This is a genomic window from Chitinophaga cymbidii, from assembly GCF_007992715.1.
Classification (GTDB): Bacteria; Bacteroidota; Bacteroidia; order Chitinophagales; family Chitinophagaceae; genus Chitinophaga; species Chitinophaga cymbidii.
In genome coordinates, this window is sequence record NZ_BKAU01000002.1 from 24,318 (window position 1) to 43,974 (window position 19,657).

At 52.1% G+C, this 19,657-nt stretch carries 14 protein-coding genes; 4 read left to right on the forward strand and 10 right to left on the reverse strand.

Annotation, left to right across the window (positions count from 1 at the left end; all coding sequences use genetic code 11):
• Positions 1–4 precede the first annotated feature (4 nt).
• Positions 5–358: a 30S ribosomal protein S6 gene (gene rpsF / locus CCY01nite_RS11150; RefSeq protein WP_146861094.1), complete on the reverse strand. Its 354-nt coding sequence runs from the start codon at positions 356–358 to the stop codon at positions 5–7.
• A gap of 269 nt (positions 359–627) precedes the next feature.
• Here rpsF and htpG point away from each other — a divergent pair, with 269 nt between their 5' ends.
• Together htpG and CCY01nite_RS11160 are read left to right on the forward strand one after the other, a co-directional pair.
• A complete protein-coding gene (htpG, locus tag CCY01nite_RS11155; RefSeq protein ID WP_146861096.1) occupies positions 628–2,454 on the forward strand; it encodes a molecular chaperone HtpG in 1,827 nt (608 codons plus the stop codon).
• A gap of 124 nt (positions 2,455–2,578) precedes the next feature.
• Complete coding sequence (locus tag CCY01nite_RS11160; protein WP_222614368.1) at positions 2,579–3,346, forward strand: carboxylesterase family protein; 768 nt, start codon at positions 2,579–2,581, stop codon at positions 3,344–3,346.
• Between the two features lie 12 nt (positions 3,347–3,358).
• Here CCY01nite_RS11160 and recJ read toward each other — a convergent pair whose 3' ends face one another.
• Together recJ and CCY01nite_RS11170 are read right to left on the reverse strand one after the other, a co-directional pair.
• Positions 3,359–5,098, reverse strand: a complete 1,740-nt coding sequence (recJ, locus tag CCY01nite_RS11165) for a single-stranded-DNA-specific exonuclease RecJ (RefSeq protein ID WP_246129910.1) — start codon at positions 5,096–5,098, stop codon at positions 3,359–3,361.
• A gap of 100 nt (positions 5,099–5,198) precedes the next feature.
• Positions 5,199–6,164, reverse strand: a complete 966-nt coding sequence (locus tag CCY01nite_RS11170) for a polyprenyl synthetase family protein (RefSeq protein WP_146861102.1) — start codon at positions 6,162–6,164, stop codon at positions 5,199–5,201.
• A gap of 248 nt (positions 6,165–6,412) precedes the next feature.
• On the opposite strand from CCY01nite_RS11170, the gene CCY01nite_RS11175 reads away from it, so the two are divergent.
• Together CCY01nite_RS11175 and CCY01nite_RS11180 are read left to right on the forward strand one after the other, a co-directional pair.
• On the forward strand, positions 6,413–7,957 hold the full coding sequence (locus CCY01nite_RS11175; RefSeq protein WP_146861105.1) for an OmpA family protein: 1,545 nt from the start codon (positions 6,413–6,415) through the stop codon (positions 7,955–7,957).
• A gap of 156 nt (positions 7,958–8,113) precedes the next feature.
• Positions 8,114–10,084, forward strand: coding sequence for a KUP/HAK/KT family potassium transporter (locus tag CCY01nite_RS11180; protein WP_146861108.1), 1,971 nt, complete (start codon positions 8,114–8,116; stop codon positions 10,082–10,084).
• 90 nt (positions 10,085–10,174) lie between these two features.
• Here the strand turns inward: CCY01nite_RS11180 and ftsZ are convergent, their stop codons facing one another.
• The 7 genes from ftsZ to murD all read right to left on the reverse strand — a co-directional run bounded on the left by ftsZ (position 10,175) and on the right by murD (position 19,653).
• Positions 10,175–11,926, reverse strand: coding sequence for a cell division protein FtsZ (gene ftsZ, locus CCY01nite_RS11185; protein ID WP_146861111.1), 1,752 nt, complete (start codon positions 11,924–11,926; stop codon positions 10,175–10,177).
• A 113-nt stretch (positions 11,927–12,039) separates the two neighbouring features.
• The gene (ftsA, locus tag CCY01nite_RS11190; protein ID WP_146861113.1) at positions 12,040–13,452 is read right to left on the reverse strand and encodes a cell division protein FtsA; all 1,413 of its coding nucleotides are present in this window, start codon (positions 13,450–13,452) and stop codon (positions 12,040–12,042) included.
• A 15-nt stretch (positions 13,453–13,467) separates the two neighbouring features.
• A complete protein-coding gene (locus tag CCY01nite_RS11195; protein ID WP_146861116.1) occupies positions 13,468–14,490 on the reverse strand; it encodes a POTRA-like domain-containing protein in 1,023 nt (340 codons plus the stop codon).
• Between the two features lie 15 nt (positions 14,491–14,505).
• Entirely contained in the window at positions 14,506–15,903 is a 1,398-nt protein-coding gene (murC, locus tag CCY01nite_RS11200; protein WP_246129911.1) for a UDP-N-acetylmuramate--L-alanine ligase, read from the reverse strand.
• A gap of 89 nt (positions 15,904–15,992) precedes the next feature.
• Positions 15,993–17,087 (reverse strand): undecaprenyldiphospho-muramoylpentapeptide beta-N-acetylglucosaminyltransferase, encoded by a 1,095-nt coding sequence (gene murG / locus CCY01nite_RS11205; RefSeq protein WP_146861122.1) that lies wholly within the window; start codon positions 17,085–17,087, stop codon positions 15,993–15,995.
• Between the two features lie 43 nt (positions 17,088–17,130).
• Positions 17,131–18,297 carry an FtsW/RodA/SpoVE family cell cycle protein gene (locus CCY01nite_RS11210; protein ID WP_146861125.1) on the reverse strand — a complete coding sequence of 389 codons (1,167 nt, stop codon included), beginning with the start codon at positions 18,295–18,297 and terminating at the stop codon, positions 17,131–17,133.
• 18 nt (positions 18,298–18,315) lie between these two features.
• A complete protein-coding gene (murD, locus tag CCY01nite_RS11215; protein WP_146861128.1) occupies positions 18,316–19,653 on the reverse strand; it encodes a UDP-N-acetylmuramoyl-L-alanine--D-glutamate ligase in 1,338 nt (445 codons plus the stop codon).
• Between the last annotated feature and the right edge of the window lie 4 nt (positions 19,654–19,657).

A 19,657-nucleotide genomic window follows, 5' to 3' on the forward strand; every position in this document is an offset into this window, starting at 1 on the left:
AACTTTAAGCTTCTACAGGTTTAGGTTCAGCATCGTAGTTACCTTTCTTCCTGACATTGTACGCTACCGCGTGCTTGTCCAGTTTGGTAAACATGTAACGCAATACATTTTCATCGCGGTTGAGCTGGATCTTCAGCTTCTCATTGAAGTCGGATGGCGCACTGTATTCCAGTACCAGGTACATGCCCGTGGTTTTCTTCTGGATAGGGTACGCCAGTGATTTCAGACCCCAGGGATTTTCGTGCGTAACTTCGCCGCCATTGTCTTTCACAAGGTCAACGAATTTTTTCTGGGCAGCTTTGTAGTCTTCCTCAGAAAGCACAGGGGTAAAAATCACCATCAATTCGTAGTTTGACATAAATTTCCCTTGTTTGTGATTTAATTTAGAATAAAATTTGGAGTGCAAAGATAGGGGTATTTTTTGATTCTACCGCTTTACTGGCGGGAATTTCAGCAAATTTATGCAGATTTTTGGGGATGATGGGCAAGCAGATGTAAATATTGGTTATTATCTATTTACATATTTAAATAAATTTTTCTGCTCGGTCATGCCGTCATCTTGTCAGCATACCTCCCCGTGGCATACCCTTTGAAAGGGATCACCCGTTCTAAAAAAACTGATATACTATGCAGAAAGGTGCCATACGTGTCCAAACCGAAAATATCTTCCCCATTATCAAGAAATTCCTGTATTCCGATCACGACATTTTCCTGCGTGAGCTGGTGAGCAATGCCGTGGACGCCACGCAGAAGCTCAAAACCCTCGCCAGCGTAGGGGAGGTCAAAGGCGATATCGGGAATATCGATGTGACGGTTACGCTGGACAAGGAAAAGAAAACCATCACCATTTCCGACCGCGGCGTGGGCATGACGGCCGAGGAAGTGGATAAATACATCAACCAGGTGGCCTTCTCGGGCGCTGAGGAATTCGTAAAGAAATACAAAGGCCAGGGCGATGGCGCCAATATCATCGGGCATTTCGGGCTGGGGTTCTATTCCTCCTTCATGGTCAGCAGCCAGGTGGAAATATTCACCCGCTCCTGGCGCCCGGAGGCAAAGGCCGTAAGATGGGAATGCGATGGCAGCCCGGAATACCAGCTGGAAGAAACGGAAAAAGCAGAAAGGGGCACGGACATCGTGCTGCACATCAATGAAGAAAGCGAAGAATTCCTCGATGAGCACCGCATCCGCACCATCCTCGAAAAATTCTGCCGCTTCCTGCCCGTGCCGATCCGCTTTGAAGACAAACAGATCAACAATACCACGCCGGCCTGGGTGAAAAAGCCCAGCGAGCTGAGCGCGGAAGATTATCAGAATTTTTATAAAGAGCTGTATCCTTTCGCGGAACCGCCGCTGTTCTGGATACACCTGAATGTGGACTATCCCTTCAACCTGACCGGCATCCTCTATTTCCCCAAGATCACGAAGTCATACGAAATACAGAAAGACAAGATCAACCTGTACAGCAACCAGGTGTACGTAACGGACGAAGTGAAAGACATCGTCCCGGAATTCCTGATGCTGCTGCATGGTGTGATCGATTCGCCGGACATCCCGCTGAACGTTAGCCGCAGCTACCTGCAGGGCGATCCGAACGTGAAAAAGATCAATGCCCACATCACAAAAAAGGTGGCGGACAAGCTGGACGAAATGTTCCGGAACGACCGCAAGGCCTTCGAAGAGAAATGGGAGCATACCGGCCTGTTCGTGAAATATGGCATGATGACGGACGACAAGTTCCTGGACAAAGCCAACAAATTCCACGTTTTCTCCGAAGTATCGGGCGACAAGTTCTACACGCTGGAAGAATACCGCACGGCCACCGCACCGCTGCAAACCAACAAAGAGAACAAGCTCGTGATCCTGTATGTGACCAACCCGGTGCAGCAGGACAGCTACGTGCAGGCAGCGAAGGCAAAAGGATACACCGTAGTGAAGCTGGACACGATGGTGGACGCGGCTTTCATCAACCAGATGGAAGCGAAATGGGAGAACGTGCAGTTCACCCGCGTGGATGCGGACATCGCAGATAATCTCATCAATGCCGATGCCCAGGCCCAGAGCGTGTTGAGCGAAGAACAGGAAGGCAAGCTGAAAGAGCTGTTCGGCGCGCAATTGCAGCAGCCGAATATCAAAGTGGAGCTGAAAGGATTGAACGCGCAGGAGCAGCCGGTGATCGTCACCCGCTCCGAGTTCATGCGCCGAATGAAAGACATGGCGGCCATGGGCGGTTCCGCGGCGAGCTGGTACGCCAACATGCCGGACGAGATCACGATGACCGTAAACGCCAATCATCCTATTTATCTGAATATTCTGCAGGAAGCGAACGCGGACAAGCAGCAAAAGCTGGTACGCAATCTCGCGGACCTGGCTCTGCTGTCCCAGAACCTGCTGACGGGAGCGGACCTTACCGCATTCGTTAACCGCAGTGTTGAGTTGTTAGGGAAGGAATAATATATACAGATTTTACAAGGATTATAATTAATCGTAAGCTGGTAGCGGGTTTCAACGCTACCAGCTTATTTTTTTGGTATGGAAGTTGTTCTTAGCGCAGCAATTGAAAAACCATATCTTTCTCATGCGCTTAACCATTCTTACAACGATGTTGCTGGCTGTTATCACCGCGGCATCCTGCTCCAAACAAAACGATACGGATAAAGAAACCGCTCCGCCGGTGGACACCACCAACTTTGTTTCCCGTACTACGGGCGTCACTTTCCAGGAGGTCGGTCATCCCAAAGGCGTGACCGATTATGTGCTGCAAATACCAGCCAGCTACAATCAGAAAAAGGCTGCAAAATGGCCGGTGATCATTTTCCTGCATGGCATCGGCGAGCGCGGAAATGACCTGAACAAGGTGAAGAACGCCGGACTGGCGGGGATCGCCGCCAAAGATCCGGATTTCCCTTTTGTGCTGATCTCTCCGCAATGCAAGACCGATTCCTGGTGGGATGTGCCGAGCCTCACGATATTGTACAATGAAATACTGGAGAAGTATAACGTAGATTCTTCGCGTGTTTACCTGACGGGATTGAGCATGGGTGGGTACGGCGCGTGGGCCTGGGCGCTTTCCGCACCGGAGAAATTTGCGGCGGTGGTACCCATCTGCGGCGGCGGAACGCCGTCAAAAGCCTGTGTGCTGAAAACGAAGCCGGTATGGGCTTTTCACAATGCGGACGATCCGACAGTGAATGTGCGGGAGTCGCGGAACATGGTGAACGCCATCCGGGATTGCGGGGGTACATTGGTGAAATACACGGAAAACCCTACTGGCGGGCATAATGCATGGACGAAGGCTTATTCCGATCCTGCGTTGTTCACCTGGCTCAAGGCACAAAAACTTTGAGAAGTTGCCTTTTTACGCGGAAGCCCTGACATCAATTACTTTCAGTTGCAACGATATATTTCCGTTCCATTCATTTTCCTCGATCGTAAATACGATGTCGAAAGGCCGCTTGCTCTCCACGATCGGGAATTTATCGGCCATAAAAAAGCCGATCCCTGAAAACGAGCCGCTGCCTTTTTGTTTGACGGACAGCTTGAGATGTTCTTCTTTCACGATCTTCGAAAAGCCGGTGTCTATAACGTTGCGGGCGAGGAAGACCGGCTTGAGGTTCTCGGGGCCGAGGGGCTCGAATTGCCGGATGATATTATAAAAAGCGGGTGTGATATCTGAAAGGAATATTTCCGTGTCGATCACGATCTCGGGGATCAGCATGTCCGGGTGGATGGTCGCAGCCACAACGGCTTCAAATTTTTCCTGGAAGGCGGAAACATTTTCGGGCAGGAGCGTCATGCCGGCGGCGTAGAAGTGGCCGCCGTAGTTTTCCAGGAGCTCCTTGCACTGGTGGATCGCTTCATAGACATTGAACCCGGAAACGGAGCGGGCGGACCCTGCAACCTTGTCATTGCTTTGCGTCAGGATCACCGTAGGCCGGTAATAATATTTATCGATCAGCCGCGACGCTACGATCCCCACTACACCTTTATGCCAGTGCGGCTGAAAAAGCACGGTGGATTTCCGTTCCAGCTGCGCCACATCGTTCTGGATGATCGCCACCGCTTCCTGGGTGATGGTCATATCGATCTCTTTGCGGTCGAAATTATCAGCGTGCAGCATTTCCGCGAAGGCGCGGGCCTTTTCCACATCTTTTTCGATGAAGAGGTTGACGGCTTTGCGGGCGTCGTCCATCCTGCCGGCCGCATTCACGCGCGGCGCGATCACGAATACCAGGTTGGAGGTGGTGAGCTTTTCCTTCAGGTTGCTCAGGTCGATGAGCGCTTTGATGCCGGAGCTGGGCGTATCATTCACCTGCTTGATGCCATGGTAGGCCATCACGCGGTTTTCGCCGGTCATCGGCACAATATCCGCCGCAATGCTGGTCGCCACCAGGTCGAGGTACTGGTAAACCTCCTCCATCGGGATGCCTTTTTTCTGCGCCAGGGCGCAGATCAGCTTGAAGCCGATGCCGCAGCCGCTCAGTTCTTTGTAGGGATAGGGGCAGTCCTCCTGCTTGGGGTTCAGGATCGCCACCGCCTCCGGAAGAATGGCATCCGGCAGGTGGTGGTCACATATGATAAAATCGATGCCGAGGGATTTGGCGTACGCGATATGCTCCACGGATTTGATGCCGCAGTCCAGCGCCACGATCAGGCTGAACTCGTTCTCATGCGCATACTCAATCCCTTGCAGCGATACGCCGTATCCTTCGCGGTAGCGGTGCGGCACGTAAAATTCGATGTTATTATATATGGTCTGCAGGAAGCTGTAGACTGTGGCTACGGCAGTGGTGCCGTCCACGTCATAGTCCCCGTAAACAAGGATTTTTTCCTGCCGGAAGAAGGCGAGCTCAATGCGGGAAATGGCCAGGTCCATGTCTTTCATGAGCCATGGATCATGAAGATCATCCAGTGTAGGACGGAAAAATTGTTTGGCTTCATCGAATTTCCTGATGCCTCTTTGTACCAGTAGTCTGCATAGTAAGGGATGAATGCGCAAAGCTGCCTGCAGCTGTTGTTCTTCTCTTGGTTGATATTTTTTTACTGTCCAGCGTTTCTGCATGAATTCTTGCTTGCGGAAGTGGCTTCCAATGTTCAATCAGTCTTGGTTGTAATATAAGGATGATTAGCGTATTATCCCTTTATCCGGGATACTTTACGCTAAAACGTGGAAATAAATTGCCTGTAAACCGTAACCGTTAAAATTTCCGGTCTGTGGTAAAACGGACCAGGGATTCAAGCCCGCCGCGCACATCGCTTTCGGGGAGCTCATGCAGGATGGACAGGGCTTCGTCGCGGTACTGCAGCATTTTTTGCTGCGTATAGGCGATACCGCCGCTTTCCTTTACCATCCCGATCACTTCGTTGACTTTGTCTTTATCCTTATTGTAATTCTTTACTATATTAATAATATGTCTACGCTGCGCGGTGCTGCCATGCTGAAGGGTGTAGATCAGCGGAAGCGTCATTTTCTTTTCCCGGATATCGATGCCGGTGGGTTTGCCGATGTTGGCGGCGCCGTAGTCGAACAGGTCGTCCTTGATCTGGAAGGCGATGCCTACTTTTTCGCCGAACAGGCGCATTCTTTCTGTTTCTTCTTCTGAGGCGGTGGTGCTCCAGGCGCCTGCGGCGCAGGCGGAGGCGAGGAGGGAGGCCGTTTTACGGCGGATGATCTCGAAATAGATGTCTTCTTTGATATCCAGCCTGCGTGTTTTTTCTATTTGTAATAATTCTCCTTCACTCATTTCTTTTACGGCCATGGAAAGGATCTGGAGGGTGCGGTAGTCGTTATTGTTGAGGGACAGCAGCAATCCTTTGGTAAGCAGGTAATCCCCGACCAGTACGGCGATCTTGTTTTTCCAGAGGGCATTGATGGAAAAAAAACCACGGCGTTCCAGGGAATCGTCCACTACATCGTCGTGCACCAGGGTGGCGGTATGGAGGATCTCCACCAGTGCGGCGGCGCGGTAGGTGTTCTCATTGATGCCGCCGGAGAAGAGCCGGGCGGACAGAATGACGAACATGGGCCTGATCTGCTTTCCTTTTCGTTTAACGATATAGTGCATAATCCGGTCCAGCAGGGGAACATCACTTTTCACTGCCTCCGCAAATTTCCCTTCGAAATCCTGTAATTCCTTACCGATCAGTTGTTTAATTTCCTCCATGTGTTAAATAAAAAGGTTCGCTAAGCTAGCCCTAAAATATCATATTTCGATAATTTGGCCCCGAATTTGTAGTTAATGCCCGGAAGTTCTTTAAAGGATGTTTTAATTATGTACTAATTTTGAGGCACTTACCAATGCAAATAAAATCGCAAGAAAAATTTGTATATTCATTTAGGATTTTTACCTTTGCTTGGTAAAAAACGCGTTAATTGTAAAATCTTTAACAGTTTTTAAATAAAAAAACAATTATGGCAAGCAAAAAGTACTTACTACTGGCAGGTGCAATGACCCTTCTGGCTGCATCTCCTGGTTTTGCGCAGGTTAAACCCAATTATGACGCCCTCGACTCCTCAAAAGTTTCGGCTCGTAATATGGAGCAATTTAACAGCTTCAGAAACAACCAATCCGACTATCCGGCTAAACCAAGAAATATGTGGGAACTCGGTTTCCACGGTGGTTACCACTTTATTAAAGGTGATGTGGCAGCTCTGCCTGGCTTTGGTGGCGGTATCTCTTTAAGAAAAGCACTCGGTCATACTTTCTCTATCAGAGGTGAGTATACTGGTTCTTTTGACTACGGTCTGGATTACCAGCTGAAGGCTCCTAACTATTCAAACTCCAACGCTTGGGCTGCTACAGCTGCAAACAACGGTGGAATGGTTGTTCCCAACTACAAATCCGCTACTCATGCGCTGTCTTTGGACCTGATCGCTTCTCTGAGCAACATCCTGTTCTACAAGGCGCAGCCTAAAGTAAACTGGTATGTATTGGCTGGTTATAGTGTTCTGGCTGCTGACGTAGACGTAGACGCCCTGAACGGCACTGCTCCTTACGACTACAGCACCGTTAACTTCAGCGGTAAAAAGAAAGATATCCGCGACGAACTGAAGGATATGTGGGATAAAGACTTTGAACAAAATGCTCCTTCTCAGGGCAACAGGGTTCAGATTGGCCGTCAGGACGACAACCAACTGCTCCGTCACGCACTGAACCTCGGTACTGGTATCGCGTTCAAAGTTTCTAAACGTTTCAACATCGGTATTGAAGAGAAAATCACCATGCCGTTTGATGACTATCTGGATGGTTACACTGCAGGTGCATACGACGCAAGCAAGGACATCATCTCCTACACCAGCCTGCGCCTGAACTTCAACCTGGGCAACCCGAACAAACGTGTTGAACCCCTCTGGTGGGTTAATCCCCTGGACTTCGCTTACAACGAGCTGAACAGCCCCCGCCGCATGAAGCTGCCGACTCCGGTTCTGCCTGATGCTGACGGTGATGGTGTAACTGACCAGTTCGACCGCGAACCCAACACACCCGCAGGTGCTCCTGTTGATTCTCACGGTGTAGCAAAAGATACTGACGGTGACGGTGTTCCTGACTACAAGGATAAAGAACTCATCACTCCGACTTATTGCCAGCCTGTTGACGCTGACGGCGTTGGTAAATGCCCGGATCCTGAGTGCTGCAAGAACATCCAGACGTTCTCCTGCGCTAGCCTGGTTCTGCCGAGCGTTTCCTTCAAAGGTAGCTCTACCAGGATCTCCAGCGACTTCGAAGCTGTTCTGGGTAGCGTAGCAAACACACTGCGTCAGAATCCTTCCTGTAATGTACTGGTTACCGGCCACGCTGGTGCCAAAGGCAAGAAAGGTGGTGTTGACCTGAGCTCCCGCCGTGTTGACGCTGTAATCGACTACCTGGCTGAAAAACAGGGTATCGACCGCGGCCGCTTCATCAAGCAAAACACTCCTGGTGATGCTGGTACTGTAGACCTGGCTCCTGCCAACTAATACCACTCCATAGGTAAATAAAACTTGTAGAGGTCCTGCATATCGCAGGACCTCTCTTTTTTTATAGCTGTTTAATTCACATTGATAATTCGTAATTATCACTAAATTTGAACCTGCCTTTCATTATAAGGGGTTTCATCTTATATTTTTATCAGCGTGGTAAAAGATTTCAATAAAGCTACCCTGGCCGGTCTTATCGTCGCGCTAGGGATCATCTACGGCGATATCGGCACCTCTCCGCTTTACGTATTCAAAGCCATTGTCGGGACCAACGAGATCAGCGAACTGCTGGTCACGGGAGCGATTTCCTGCATCATCTGGACTCTCACCCTTCAGACCACCGTAAAATATGTAATCCTCACGCTGAAAGCAGACAATAAAGGGGAAGGCGGGATATTTTCCCTCTACGCCCTCGTGAGGCGGCATGGGAGATGGTCTGTCATCTTCGGGATGATCGGTGGTGCGGCCCTCCTCGCAGACGGTATCATCACCCCACCCATTACAGTAACTTCCGCGATCGAAGGTCTGCGGACGCTGCAGGTCTTCCGCGACCTGGGGGAATGGACGATCGTAAAGATCGTGCTGGTCATTATCAGCGGGATGTTTTTTATGCAGCAGTTTGGTACGGTGTCCATCGGCAGGATGTTCGGGCCTATTATGATGATCTGGTTTGGTATGCTGGCTGTACTCGGCATTTCCCATATTGCGGACGATCTCTCGGTGCTGAAAGCATTTAATCCTTACTACGCTATTGAACTACTCACCCTGTACCCCCACGGTTTTCTCATCCTCGGCGCGGTATTCCTCTGTACCACCGGGGCGGAAGCCCTGTATTCCGACCTGGGGCATTGCGGCCGGGGCAATATCCGCATCTCCTGGATCTTTGTTAAATCCGCACTGATACTCAATTATTTGGGGCAAGGCGCCTGGCTGCTGACGCAGGAAGGACAGACCCTCAACGCCGGCACTAATCCTTTTTTCAGCATCATGCCGGAGTGGTTTGTGATCTTCGGGGTACTGATCGCCACCATCGCCTCCATTATTGCCAGCCAGGCACTGATCTCCGGGTCGTTTACCCTGATTTCCGAAGCCATGCGCCTGAACCTCTGGCCGAAACTCAAAATCAATTACCCCACCGAATTACGCGGTCAGCTTTATATACCCGGCATCAATCTGATGCTGTTTGTCGGATGCAGCGCGATTGTGCTGATCTTCCGGGAATCCGGCAGAATGGAAGCCGCATACGGCCTCTCCATCACCATTTGCATGCTGATGACCTCCTGCCTCTTTGCATTTTATCTGTATACCCGGCGGGTAAAGCTGATGTGGATCGCACTGTATTTAGTTGTTTACCTGACCATAGAATTCTCTTTCCTCTTCGCCAACCTCGTGAAGTTCATGCACGGCGGCTACGTGACCGTGATCGTCGCCGGCGCCCTTTTCCTCGTGATGTATGCCTGGTTCCGGTCCCGCAAGATCAAGAACCGTTACGTGGAGTTTGTGAAGCTGGAAGATTACCTGCCCATCCTGCAGGAATTGAGCAACGACACGTCCATCCCGAAATATGCCACGCATCTCGTGTATATGAGTAGCGCGGACAACCCGAAAGAGATCGAGCATAAGATCATCTATTCCGTCCTCAATAAAAAGCCCAAGCGCGCGGATATTTACTGGTTTGTGCATGTGGATGTGGTGGATGAACCTTACATGAGTGAATACTCGGTGCAGACCATTATCCCGAATGAAGTGATCCGGGTGGAATTCCGCCTTGGTTTCCGGGTGGAGCAGCGCATCAACCTCATGTTCAGAATGGTGGTGGAAGACATGGTGCGCAACAAGGAAGTGAATATCACCAGCCGCTACGAATCACTGAGCAAAAACAATGTGGTGGGCGATTTCCAGTTTATTGTCATGGAAAAATTCCTCTCTCACGATAACGACCTGCCGCTGCACGAACGCATCATCATGCGCATCTACTTTTTCCTGAAGCGGATCGGGCTGTCGGAGGAGCGGGGCTTTGGACTGGATTCCAGCTATGTGACGCTGGAGAAGTTCCCGCTGGTGGTGGCGCCTGTTACAAATTTGCAGTTGAAAAGGATACACGAGAAATACCGGCAGGACGACTAAGGTGCCAACAAGATATACCCACAAAAAAATCCTCCGAGGAATCGGAGGATTTTTTTAACACAACTAAAAAAACAATCAAACGTCATTTATTCAGTCTGGCTTTTTGCCATCCAGGAATGTATTAATGGTATTGATCTCCGCCTGGTTATCCCCATTGCTGCCCACGGTGTATCCGGAGTAGAAATGTTCAGCGGAGCCGGCGCCGTTGTCCAGGTCCACGTTGCGGCGCAGATAAGCAGGAACGTTTTCTATTTCCTGGTTATTTTCCATGTTCTTCACGTTAAAGCTGATGCTGCGCAGTTTGGCAACGCGCTCCATCTGCTTGCGCTTCTGTTCTTCCATCTGCTCGTCCTGCAGCTGCTGTGAAGGCTGTTCCGGTTGTTCCGGTGCGGCGGCAGGTTCATCTTTCAGCACTATTTTCATTTCCGGTTTGTCATCGTTCACCGGCTCCACATAGATGTTGGAGGGGCGGTTCAGGTACCCACCGGAAGAGGCGGGAGGCGGTGTGGAAGCAGCCGGTTTCTGCGCGGGAGGCTGCGGCTGTTGAGCTGCCTGCTGTTGCTGTACCGGCGGAGCGGGTGCTGCGGCAGGCGCCGGAGCAGGTTCCGGTTCCACGGGCTCGATGTTCAGCACGAAGGTTTGTTTCTCTTCCTGCACAGGCGGCTCGAATGCGGCGGCGGGAACGGGATGCGTTACCTGCGGTTCCACCAGCCTCGGCGCCATCATGTCTTTCACTTCCGGTTCTTCATCAGAGAAAAGCATGCCCTGGTTGTTCATCTTTTTTTCTTCTCCTTCTTCACCCAGCGTCATCACGATCTTCGGTTCTTCTTTCGGAGTAGTTTCCGTGTTGGCAGCCGGTTTGATCTGCTGAATAGGGTTCTGCTCGAAGCCGGTAGCGATGATAGTCACGCCCAGTTTGCGGTCCAGTTCCTGATCGTAGCCCACACCGAGGATCACGTCGCAATCCTCACCGGCCATGCTTTGAACGTAAGCCTGGATCGTATCCATTTCATCCAGTGTGTGTTCGAATTCGCCTTCGGAAGAAGAAATATTGATAAGGATCCATTTGGCTCCCTTGATATCGTTGTCGTTCAGCAACGGTGAGGTCAGCGCCTCTTCAATTGCTTTCTGGGCGCGGTTCTCGCCTTCAGAAACGGCTGCGCCGAGAATGGCTACACCGCCATTGCGCATCACGGTGCACACATCCGCAAAGTCCACGTTGATCTGCCCGGTGGAGTTGATCACATCGGTGATACATTTTGCGGCGGTGGCCAGTACGTTGTCCGCTTTTTCGAATGCCGCCTTGAACTTCAGGTCGCCGAATTTCTGCCGCAGCTTGTCGTTCGAGATGATCAGCAACGTATCCACATAATCTTTCAGGCGGTTGATGCCTTCTTCGGCCTGCAGCATGCGTTTCTTCCCTTCGTAGGAGAAAGGCGTGGTTACAATGCCCACGGTGAGGATGCCCAGCTCTTTACAGATCTTGGCGATGATGGGAGCGCCGCCGGTGCCCGTGCCGCCGCCCATGCCTGCGGTGATGAACGCCATTTTGGTATTCACCTCCAGTATCTTTTTGATTTCTTCAAAGGATTCTTCCGTGGCCTGCTCGCCGATCCGTGGATTGGCGCCGGCTCCCAAACCCTGCGTGAGATGCGGTCCCAACTGTACCTTGTTGGGCACGGGGCTGTTTGCAATCGCCTGTGCGTCGGTATTGCAAATGATGAAGTTCACCCCGTCTATGTTCTGGCTGAACATGTGGTTCACCGCGTTGCTACCACCGCCACCAATGCCAATGACCTTGATGATGGAGGATTTTTCCTTTGGAAGATCAAAATGTATCATGACTCTTACTCTTTTTTTGGGTTAGTATTAACGTACCGTTTTCCTACGCTACTGTTTTGATCGTTATTTTTAAAATTGATATTTACTTGCAACAATCACGCCACAGAACTGCATTACAGCTTGGCGTCCTCTTCTTCGGTGAACATGTCGATGATCTTTGTTTTCATCCTGTCCAGGAAACCCTTCAGCGAGGCGTTGCGTTCTCTTGCTTTTCTGTCCTGGCGCGCGCCCGGCGTTTCTGAAGCATCCTCTTCTTCATCCATCCAGTCTTCATCTTCCGTAGTTGCCCGTGCCGCCTGTTCTTTGGCGAAATAGCTGGTGTTGATCTTTACATAATTCTCTTCGAGCGCGCGTTTGTCGTTCTCATAATCATTATATCCTTTCAGTATCAGCCCTACGCAGGTGGCGTACATGGGCTTGGTCAATTCGTCGGTGTGGCCGCTGGCGAGATGTTCGTTCGGATAGCCGATGCGGGCGCTAACACCAGTGGTGTATTCGGTTAACTGAATAAGGTGTTTCAGCTGGGAGCCGCCGCCGGTGAGGATGATACCGCCGTTCAGCATCTTGTTGTCCATCCCGATCTGTTTCAGGTGATATACCACGAAGTCCAGTATCTCGCTCATCCTTGCCTGGATGATGTGGGCGAGGTTCTTCACGGAAATCTCTTTCGGGCTCTGGCCGCGGAGTCCGGGAATGGTGATGTAGGCGTTGTTCTTGGCTTCGTCCGCAAGTGCGTAGCCGAACTGTACCTTCATTTGTTCCGCCTGCGTTTTCAGCACGCCAAGGCCGTTCTTGATATCGTTGGTGATGTTCTCACCGCCGTAGGGGATCACCGCAGTATGTTTCAGTATGCCTTCGTAGAATACGGCGAGGTCTGTTGTACCACCACCGATGTCCACGATCGCCACGCCGGCTTCAAAATCCATATCACACATGACTGCGGCGGCGGAAGCAAGCGGCTGCAGTACGAGGTCCTTGATGCGGAGCCCGGACTTTTCCACGCTGCGGTTGATGTTCCGGATCGCGTTCTTGTCGCCGGTGATGATGTGGAAGTTGGCGCCTACCTTCACACCGCTCATCCCGATGGGATAGGTGATGTTCTGCAGGCTGTCCACAATATATTGCTGCGGGATCACGTCGATGATCTGGTCGCTGGCGGGGATGACGGTCTTGTACTGATCGTTGATCAGCTGGTCGATATCCTTCTGGGAGATCTCCGCATCCGTGTCGCTGCGCACGATGTCGCCGCGGGTCTGGAGGCTTTTGATATGGTGACCGGCGATGCCGACGTAGACTTCATTGATCTCAAGGTTGGGGTTGGAGGCATAGCAGTTCTCCAGGGCCTGCCGTATAGCCTTGATCGTTTGATCGATGTTCAGCACCATGCCGTGCTGCACACCAAATGATGGGGCCTTCCCGAATCCGAGGATTTCCAATTTCCCGTATTCATTCTTCCTTCCTGCGATGGCAGCTATCTTCGTGGTTCCAATGTCGAGACCTACAATGATGGGAGCTTCCTGATTCATGGTGTTGTTTATTTTTTAGTTGCGGTTATTACGTTTGTTGTTAGGATATACTGCTTTGGGCTGCTTGCCATTGGCCTTTGCGGGCTTTCTGGCTGCTGGCTTTTTAGCAGTGCTGGAAGCGGGTTTCGCCGTTGCTTTGGGCTTTTCCGCCGGTTTCGGAGGTGATACCGCTGCCGGTGTGCCGTGATCATCGTCCATTGCCAGGTCGGCAACGGTAGAATCGCGGTACATGGGTGGCGGGGGTGCGCTTTTGCCATCTCTCCTCGTTCCGATCACTTCCTCATGATAGGCAATGTTGATGCGCGAGTAGGTGTTCCATCCTGCTTTGCTCAACCCTTCGCGGTAGAACAGCAGCAGCTTGGCGAATTTCTTTCCGATGTCCGTTCCTTCGCCGAATACGATCACATGATCGCCGAGCTTGGGAATGACCTCGAATTTGCGGTCGCCGGTGATGACCACCTGTTCAACCTGCGCGTTCCAGAAGGAGTCCGCGGCGATGTAGCGCGCCATGGCGCTGATCTGCCGGTAGAGCAGGCTGTCTTCTTGCTTCAGCTTCGCTGCTTCGGTGGGGAAGCCGGTAAATACGGGCACCCGGGCGGAGAAGCGGTCTGATACCGGGATGCGCTCACCCTGCTCATCCAGGTAAAAGCTGTTCCCGGAAAAGGTGAACACCCGGGCCAGCGGATCGCGTTGCACGACTTCGATATTCAGCACCTGCTGGTTGTCGATGTACAGCTCTGCGGAGCGGACCCAGGGATCTGCTTCCACCACGCGTTCCAGGTTGTTGATGTTGATATCACTGATCGCCATGCCCACGGGGTTCTGTGTTTTGTCTTTCGTGATCAGCGCCTTGATATCATTTTCATCGATGAATGCATTGCGGTCGTCTCCCTGCAGGATCACGCGCACGCTTTTGCATTTTGCGGTATCCTTTTCCTGCACCGCTGCTGCGAGCAGCACCACAAAGCCCGCCAGCACACCGCTCCACAGAAGGAGGGTGGTGATGCGCCTGAAAGCTGTTCTGGTTTTAGATGCCATGATAACGGATACTTTTTATGGTTTGTTCAATAATGTCTGTAACGGTTCACGCAGCAGGTCGATATCGCCCGCGCCGGCGGTGATCAGCAGTTCCGCCGGATGCTCCCGGAGGTATGCCGGCACCTCGTCCCGCGCGATGATCTTTACAACCGGGCCTTCAATTCGCGCGGCGATCATTTCACTGGTCACGCCTGCTATCGGCTGTTCTCTTGCCGGATAGATAGGCAGCAGTATCACTTCGTCCGCCAGCGAGAGCGCTTCCCCGAACCCTTCCGCAAAATCTCTCGTGCGTGTGAAAAGATGCGGCTGGAATACGACGGTGCATTTTTTTTCGCGGAACAGCGTTTTTGCGCTGGTGATCAGCGCCCGCAGCTCTTCCGGGTGATGCGCATAATCATCGATATAAACTGCATTCTCTTTTTTTACTAAATATTCGAAGCGGCGGCGGATGCCTTTGAAATCAGCGACCGCTGCACGGATCTTGTCACTGCCGATGCCGAGCAAATGCGCCACGCCGATGGCAGATACCGCGTTTTCCACGTTGTGCATGCCGCCGATGCGGAGCTTCACCTTGTCGATCATCCAGTCCTGCTGCACCACATCAAATTCATATCCTCCGTCTTCCATCCTGATATTGGCGGCATAGATGTCGGCGGCATTGTTTTGCAGGCTGTAGGTGAGCTTGTTGTCGCCCTTCAGCTCCGGGCCGCGCGGCAGGCCGTGCTTCGCCAGCAGGGTGCCGTTGGGCTTGATGTTCTGCGTGTACTGGATGAATGCCGTTTCCACTTCCGCTTCCGTGCCGTAGATGTCCAGGTGGTCCGGGTCCATCGCCGTCAGTATTGCAATGTCAGGGCTCAGCTTGAGGAAGGAGCGGTCGTATTCATCGGCTTCTATCACGGCCACCTGTTTGTCGCTGCTCCAGAAGTTCTTGCCATAGTTGGAGCTGATGCCGCCGAGGAAGGCGTTGCAGCCGTACCCGGTATGCCGCAGCAGGTGCGCGATCATGGTGGAAACGGTGGTCTTTCCATGTGTGCCCGCCACGGTGATGGCGAACAGCTCGCGGGTGATCTCCTGCAGCACATCGCTGCGTTTCACTACTTCATAACCATTCTCGCGGTAATACACCAGTTCTGTATGTGCGGCGGGGATGGCGGGCGTGTACACCACCAGGTCCGCCGAACGGTCGATCTGGTCCAGGTCTTCCGTGTAGTGGATGCGGATGCCTTCGGCTTCGAGCTGTTGTGTGAGCTGTGTGGACGTTTTGTCATACCCGCTCACGGCCACGCCCTTCTCATGGAAGAAGCGGGCGATGGCGCTCATGCCGATGCCGCCGATACCTACAAAGTAGACCCTATGTATTTTACTCAGTTCCATATATCCGTTCCCCGTTAGGGAAACTTTTCTTTTTTGCATTCCCGCACAACACTGGTTGTACTTTTATCTGCATTCCGTTCCCGTTAGGGAACCTTTCTGTTTTATGCATTCCGGCCGTGCCGGAACCTTTATTTTATCAACCCAAGCACCGCCCGGGCGATAGTCATGTCTGCATTAATGCCCCCCAGCGGCGCGATGTTCGCTTCCAGCTGCTGCATCAGCGCCTTGTTCTGCACCAGGCTGAGCGCTTCATTAACGAGGCGCGCGCCGGCTTCACTATTCGGTATCATCAGCGCGGCCTGCTTGTTAACAAGGCTGAGCGCGTTCTGCGTCTGGTGGTCTTCCGCCGCGAAAGGATAGGGCACGAAGATCACCGGCTTTTTCACTACACACAGTTCCGCGATGGCCAGGGCCCCCGCGCGGGAGATCACGGCATCCGCTGCTTTGTAGGCAAAGTCCATCACATTGATAAAGTCATAGACCTTCACATGCGTGGCGTACTTTGTAGCCGCCGCTTTGGCCGTATCGTAGTACAGCTTGCCGGTTTGCCAGATCAGCTGTATGTCCTTGTTCACAAATTCCGCCAGGTGGGGCATCAGCGCGTCGTTGATGGCTTTTGCGCCGAGGCTTCCGCCTACCGCGAACAAAGTAGGCTTGCCCATTGAAAGACCGAAGTGCAGCATCGCTTCTTCGCGGGAAACGGCGCTCTGCGTGATGGCCCCGCGCACCGGGTTGCCGGTTTGCAGGATCTTGTCTGCCGGAAAGAACTTGTCCATCCCTTCATACGCCACACATATCTTTTCCGCCTTGCGGCCCAGTATCTTGTTACTTTTCCCTGCCCAGGAATTCTGTTCCTGTATCAGGGTGGGAATGTCCCGGCGTTGCGCCTGGCGCAGCACGGGAAAGCTGGCGTATCCGCCAACACCTACGACCACGTCCGGCTGAAACTGCTTCAGTACGTTACGGGCCTGGCGGAGGCTTTTCAGCAGCTTGAACGGCAGCAGCAGGTTTTTCAGCATATTGCTGCGGTTAAAACCGGCAATATCCAGCCCTTCGATCGGGTATCCCGCCTGCGGCACTTTCTCCATTTCCATTTTGCCTTTGGCGCCCACAAAAAGAATCTCCGTATCCGGCTCCAGCTTGCGGAGGGCGTTGGCAATGGCAATGGCCGGGAAGATATGTCCTCCTGTACCGCCGCCTGCTATGATCACTTTGTGTGCCAAGTCAAAATCTGTTTTTATGGTAACGCGAACATGCGTCCGCGAATTATGCCGCAACCGCCACATTAGCAGCAACCTGCTGCCCTTCCGATTCTTCCACATGCCGGGATACGCTCAATATAATACCGATAGCAAGACTGGTAAAGATCACGGAAGATCCGCCCATGCTCACCAGCGGCAGCGTCAAACCCGTTACCGGCAACAGGTGCACGTTCACCGCCATATGCATCAGCGCCTGTATTACCAGCGTAACACTGAGGCCAAGCGCCAGGAACGCGCCAAATGCGAACGGACATTTTTTGAATATCCGGATGCTTCTCAGCAGTAGTAAAAGGTATGCGCTCAACACTAAAAAAGCGCCAAAGATACCATACTCCTCCAGAATAATCGCATATATGAAATCAGAATACGGATGCGGTAAAAAATTCCGCGCCGTACTGTTACCCGGACCTTTGCCCAATGTACCGCCGCCTGCTATCGCGATGTTCGCCTGCTGCACCTGGTAAGGCACTTCGCTGTCTTCTTTGCTGAAAAAGCTTTCCACCCTTTTCTCCCATGTTTCCGTACGGCCTTTGTTGCCGGATACCTTGGCAATGAGGAACATCAGCAGCACCAGCACCACCACGGCGCCTACCATCGCCATGAGATATTTGATGGGCACGCGGCCGATGAAACACAGCAGCATGCAGCTGGCGCCCAGCAACAATGCCGTACTCATATTGGCCGGCATGATCAGCGCGCAGATGATGCCCACGGGCAGAATGATCGGCAAAAAGCCCTTCCTGAAATCCGTGATCACCTGCTGTTTGCGGGAGAGCTGCCGGGACACATACATGAACAAGGCCAGCTTCGCGATGTCTGAAGTCTGGAAGGTCAGGTTGATGACCGGCAGGCGTATCCAGCGGCTGGCATCGTTCAGGTTGGAGCCGAACGCCAGCGTATACACGAGCAGGGGGATGGATATCAGGAACCCTATCTGCGCTACTCTCGAATAGATGGTATAGTTCACGCGGTGCGCGAAATAAATGATCATCAATCCGAGAATGAGCACGGACAATTGTTTGAACAGGTAGTACTCGGTATGCCCGCTGTACACCCGGTATGCCAAAGAGCCGGTTGAACTGTACACCGCCAACAAGCTTACGGCAGACAGGAAGAACACGATCGTCCAGATCACCTTGTCACCTTTCGTCCTATAAAGCAGGTTGTTCACGTGCGTTCATTTTGTTTGTTAAAGTTCTCTCACCGCTTCCTTGAACATGCGGCCTCTTTCTTCATAGTTCCGGAAGAGGTCGAAGCTCGCGCAGGCAGGGGAGAGCAGTACTACGTCACCTTTGCCGGCCATCTGGAAGGCGGCCGCCACGGCGTCTTTCATATTGTCTGTATTCACCATTACTTCCATGTCTTTGGAAAGCGCTTCGTGAATGGGGCGGTTGTCCACGCCCAGGCAGATGATCGCTTTTACTTTCTCGCGCACCAGCTCGCGGATGGCGCTGTAGTCGTTGCCTTTGTCCACACCGCCCATGATAAGCACCACCGGGCGTTCCATGCTTTCCAGCGCGAACCATACGGAATTCACGTTGGTCGCTTTGCTGTCGTTTATAAAGTCCACGCCGCGAACGGTAGCCACGTATTCCATCCGGTGCTCCAGGCCGTTGAAGGTGCTGAGGCTGTCCCGGATCTTTTCCTTCCGTATATCCATCGTGCGGCCCGCAATCCCTGCTGCCATTGAGTTATACATGTTGTGTTTACCTTTTAATGCCAGGTCGTACATCGACATAATGACCGGTTCGTCTTTCACCTGTATATTCACCTGGCCGTTCTCAATAAATCCACCTTCGTTCAAATGTTCCATAATGCTAAAAGGTATTGGTTCTGAATAAATGGGTTTCTTTTCCAAGTAATTCCTGATCTCCGGATCGTCCTTACAATAAATAAAATAATCTTCTTTCGTCTGGTTCATGGCTATGCGGAATTTCGACGCCACATAGTTCTCCATTTTATAATCGTAGCGGTCCAGGTGGTCCGGTGTGATGTTCAGCAGGATGGCTACATCCGGTTTGAAATCACGTATATCGTCCAGCTGGAAGCTGCTGATCTCCACGATGTAATACTCAGCGGGCTGGATGGCTACCTGGCGGGCGTAGCTGATGCCGATGTTGCCCACCAGCGCGGCGTCCAGGCCGGCTGTTTTGAAGATGTGGTAAGTGAGCGCCGTTGTGGTGCTTTTACCGTTGCTTCCCGTAATGGCAATGATCTTTTTGTCTTTACTGAACCGCCAGGCCAGCTCTATCTCCGAGATCACGGACATGCCGCGCTCCCGCACTTTCTTCATTAATTCCGACTTTTCCGGAATGCCCGGGCTCTTCACGATCTCATCCGCACCGAGTATGATATCCCAGGAGTGGTGCCCTTCCTCGAAGGGGATGTGGTTCACCGCCAGCTCCTGTTTATAAATGTCTTTGATCTGTCCGCCGTCCGACACGAATACATCGTATCCTTCCTTCTTCCCTAAAAGAGCCGCACCAATGCCACTTTCTCCGGCGCCGAGTATCACGAGCTTTCCCATCGGC

Coding starts and splice junctions, on each gene's coding strand:
- CCY01nite_RS11175 (WP_146861105.1), top strand. CDS start 6,413: ATGGCAAGCAAAAAGTACTTACTACTGGCAGGTGCAATGACCCTTCTG.
- CCY01nite_RS11160 (WP_222614368.1), top strand. CDS start 2,579: ATGCGCTTAACCATTCTTACAACGATGTTGCTGGCTGTTATCACCGCG.
- ftsA (WP_146861113.1), bottom strand. CDS start 13,452: ATGAATCAGGAAGCTCCCATCATTGTAGGTCTCGACATTGGAACCACG.
- ftsZ (WP_146861111.1), bottom strand. CDS start 11,926: ATGATACATTTTGATCTTCCAAAGGAAAAATCCTCCATCATCAAGGTC.
- htpG (WP_146861096.1), top strand. CDS start 628: ATGCAGAAAGGTGCCATACGTGTCCAAACCGAAAATATCTTCCCCATT.
- CCY01nite_RS11170 (WP_146861102.1), bottom strand. CDS start 6,164: ATGGAGGAAATTAAACAACTGATCGGTAAGGAATTACAGGATTTCGAA.
- murD (WP_146861128.1), bottom strand. CDS start 19,653: ATGGGAAAGCTCGTGATACTCGGCGCCGGAGAAAGTGGCATTGGTGCG.
- CCY01nite_RS11195 (WP_146861116.1), bottom strand. CDS start 14,490: ATGGCATCTAAAACCAGAACAGCTTTCAGGCGCATCACCACCCTCCTT.
- rpsF (WP_146861094.1), bottom strand. CDS start 358: ATGTCAAACTACGAATTGATGGTGATTTTTACCCCTGTGCTTTCTGAG.
- murC (WP_246129911.1), bottom strand. CDS start 15,903: ATGCAAAAAAGAAAAGTTTCCCTAACGGGGAACGGATATATGGAACTG.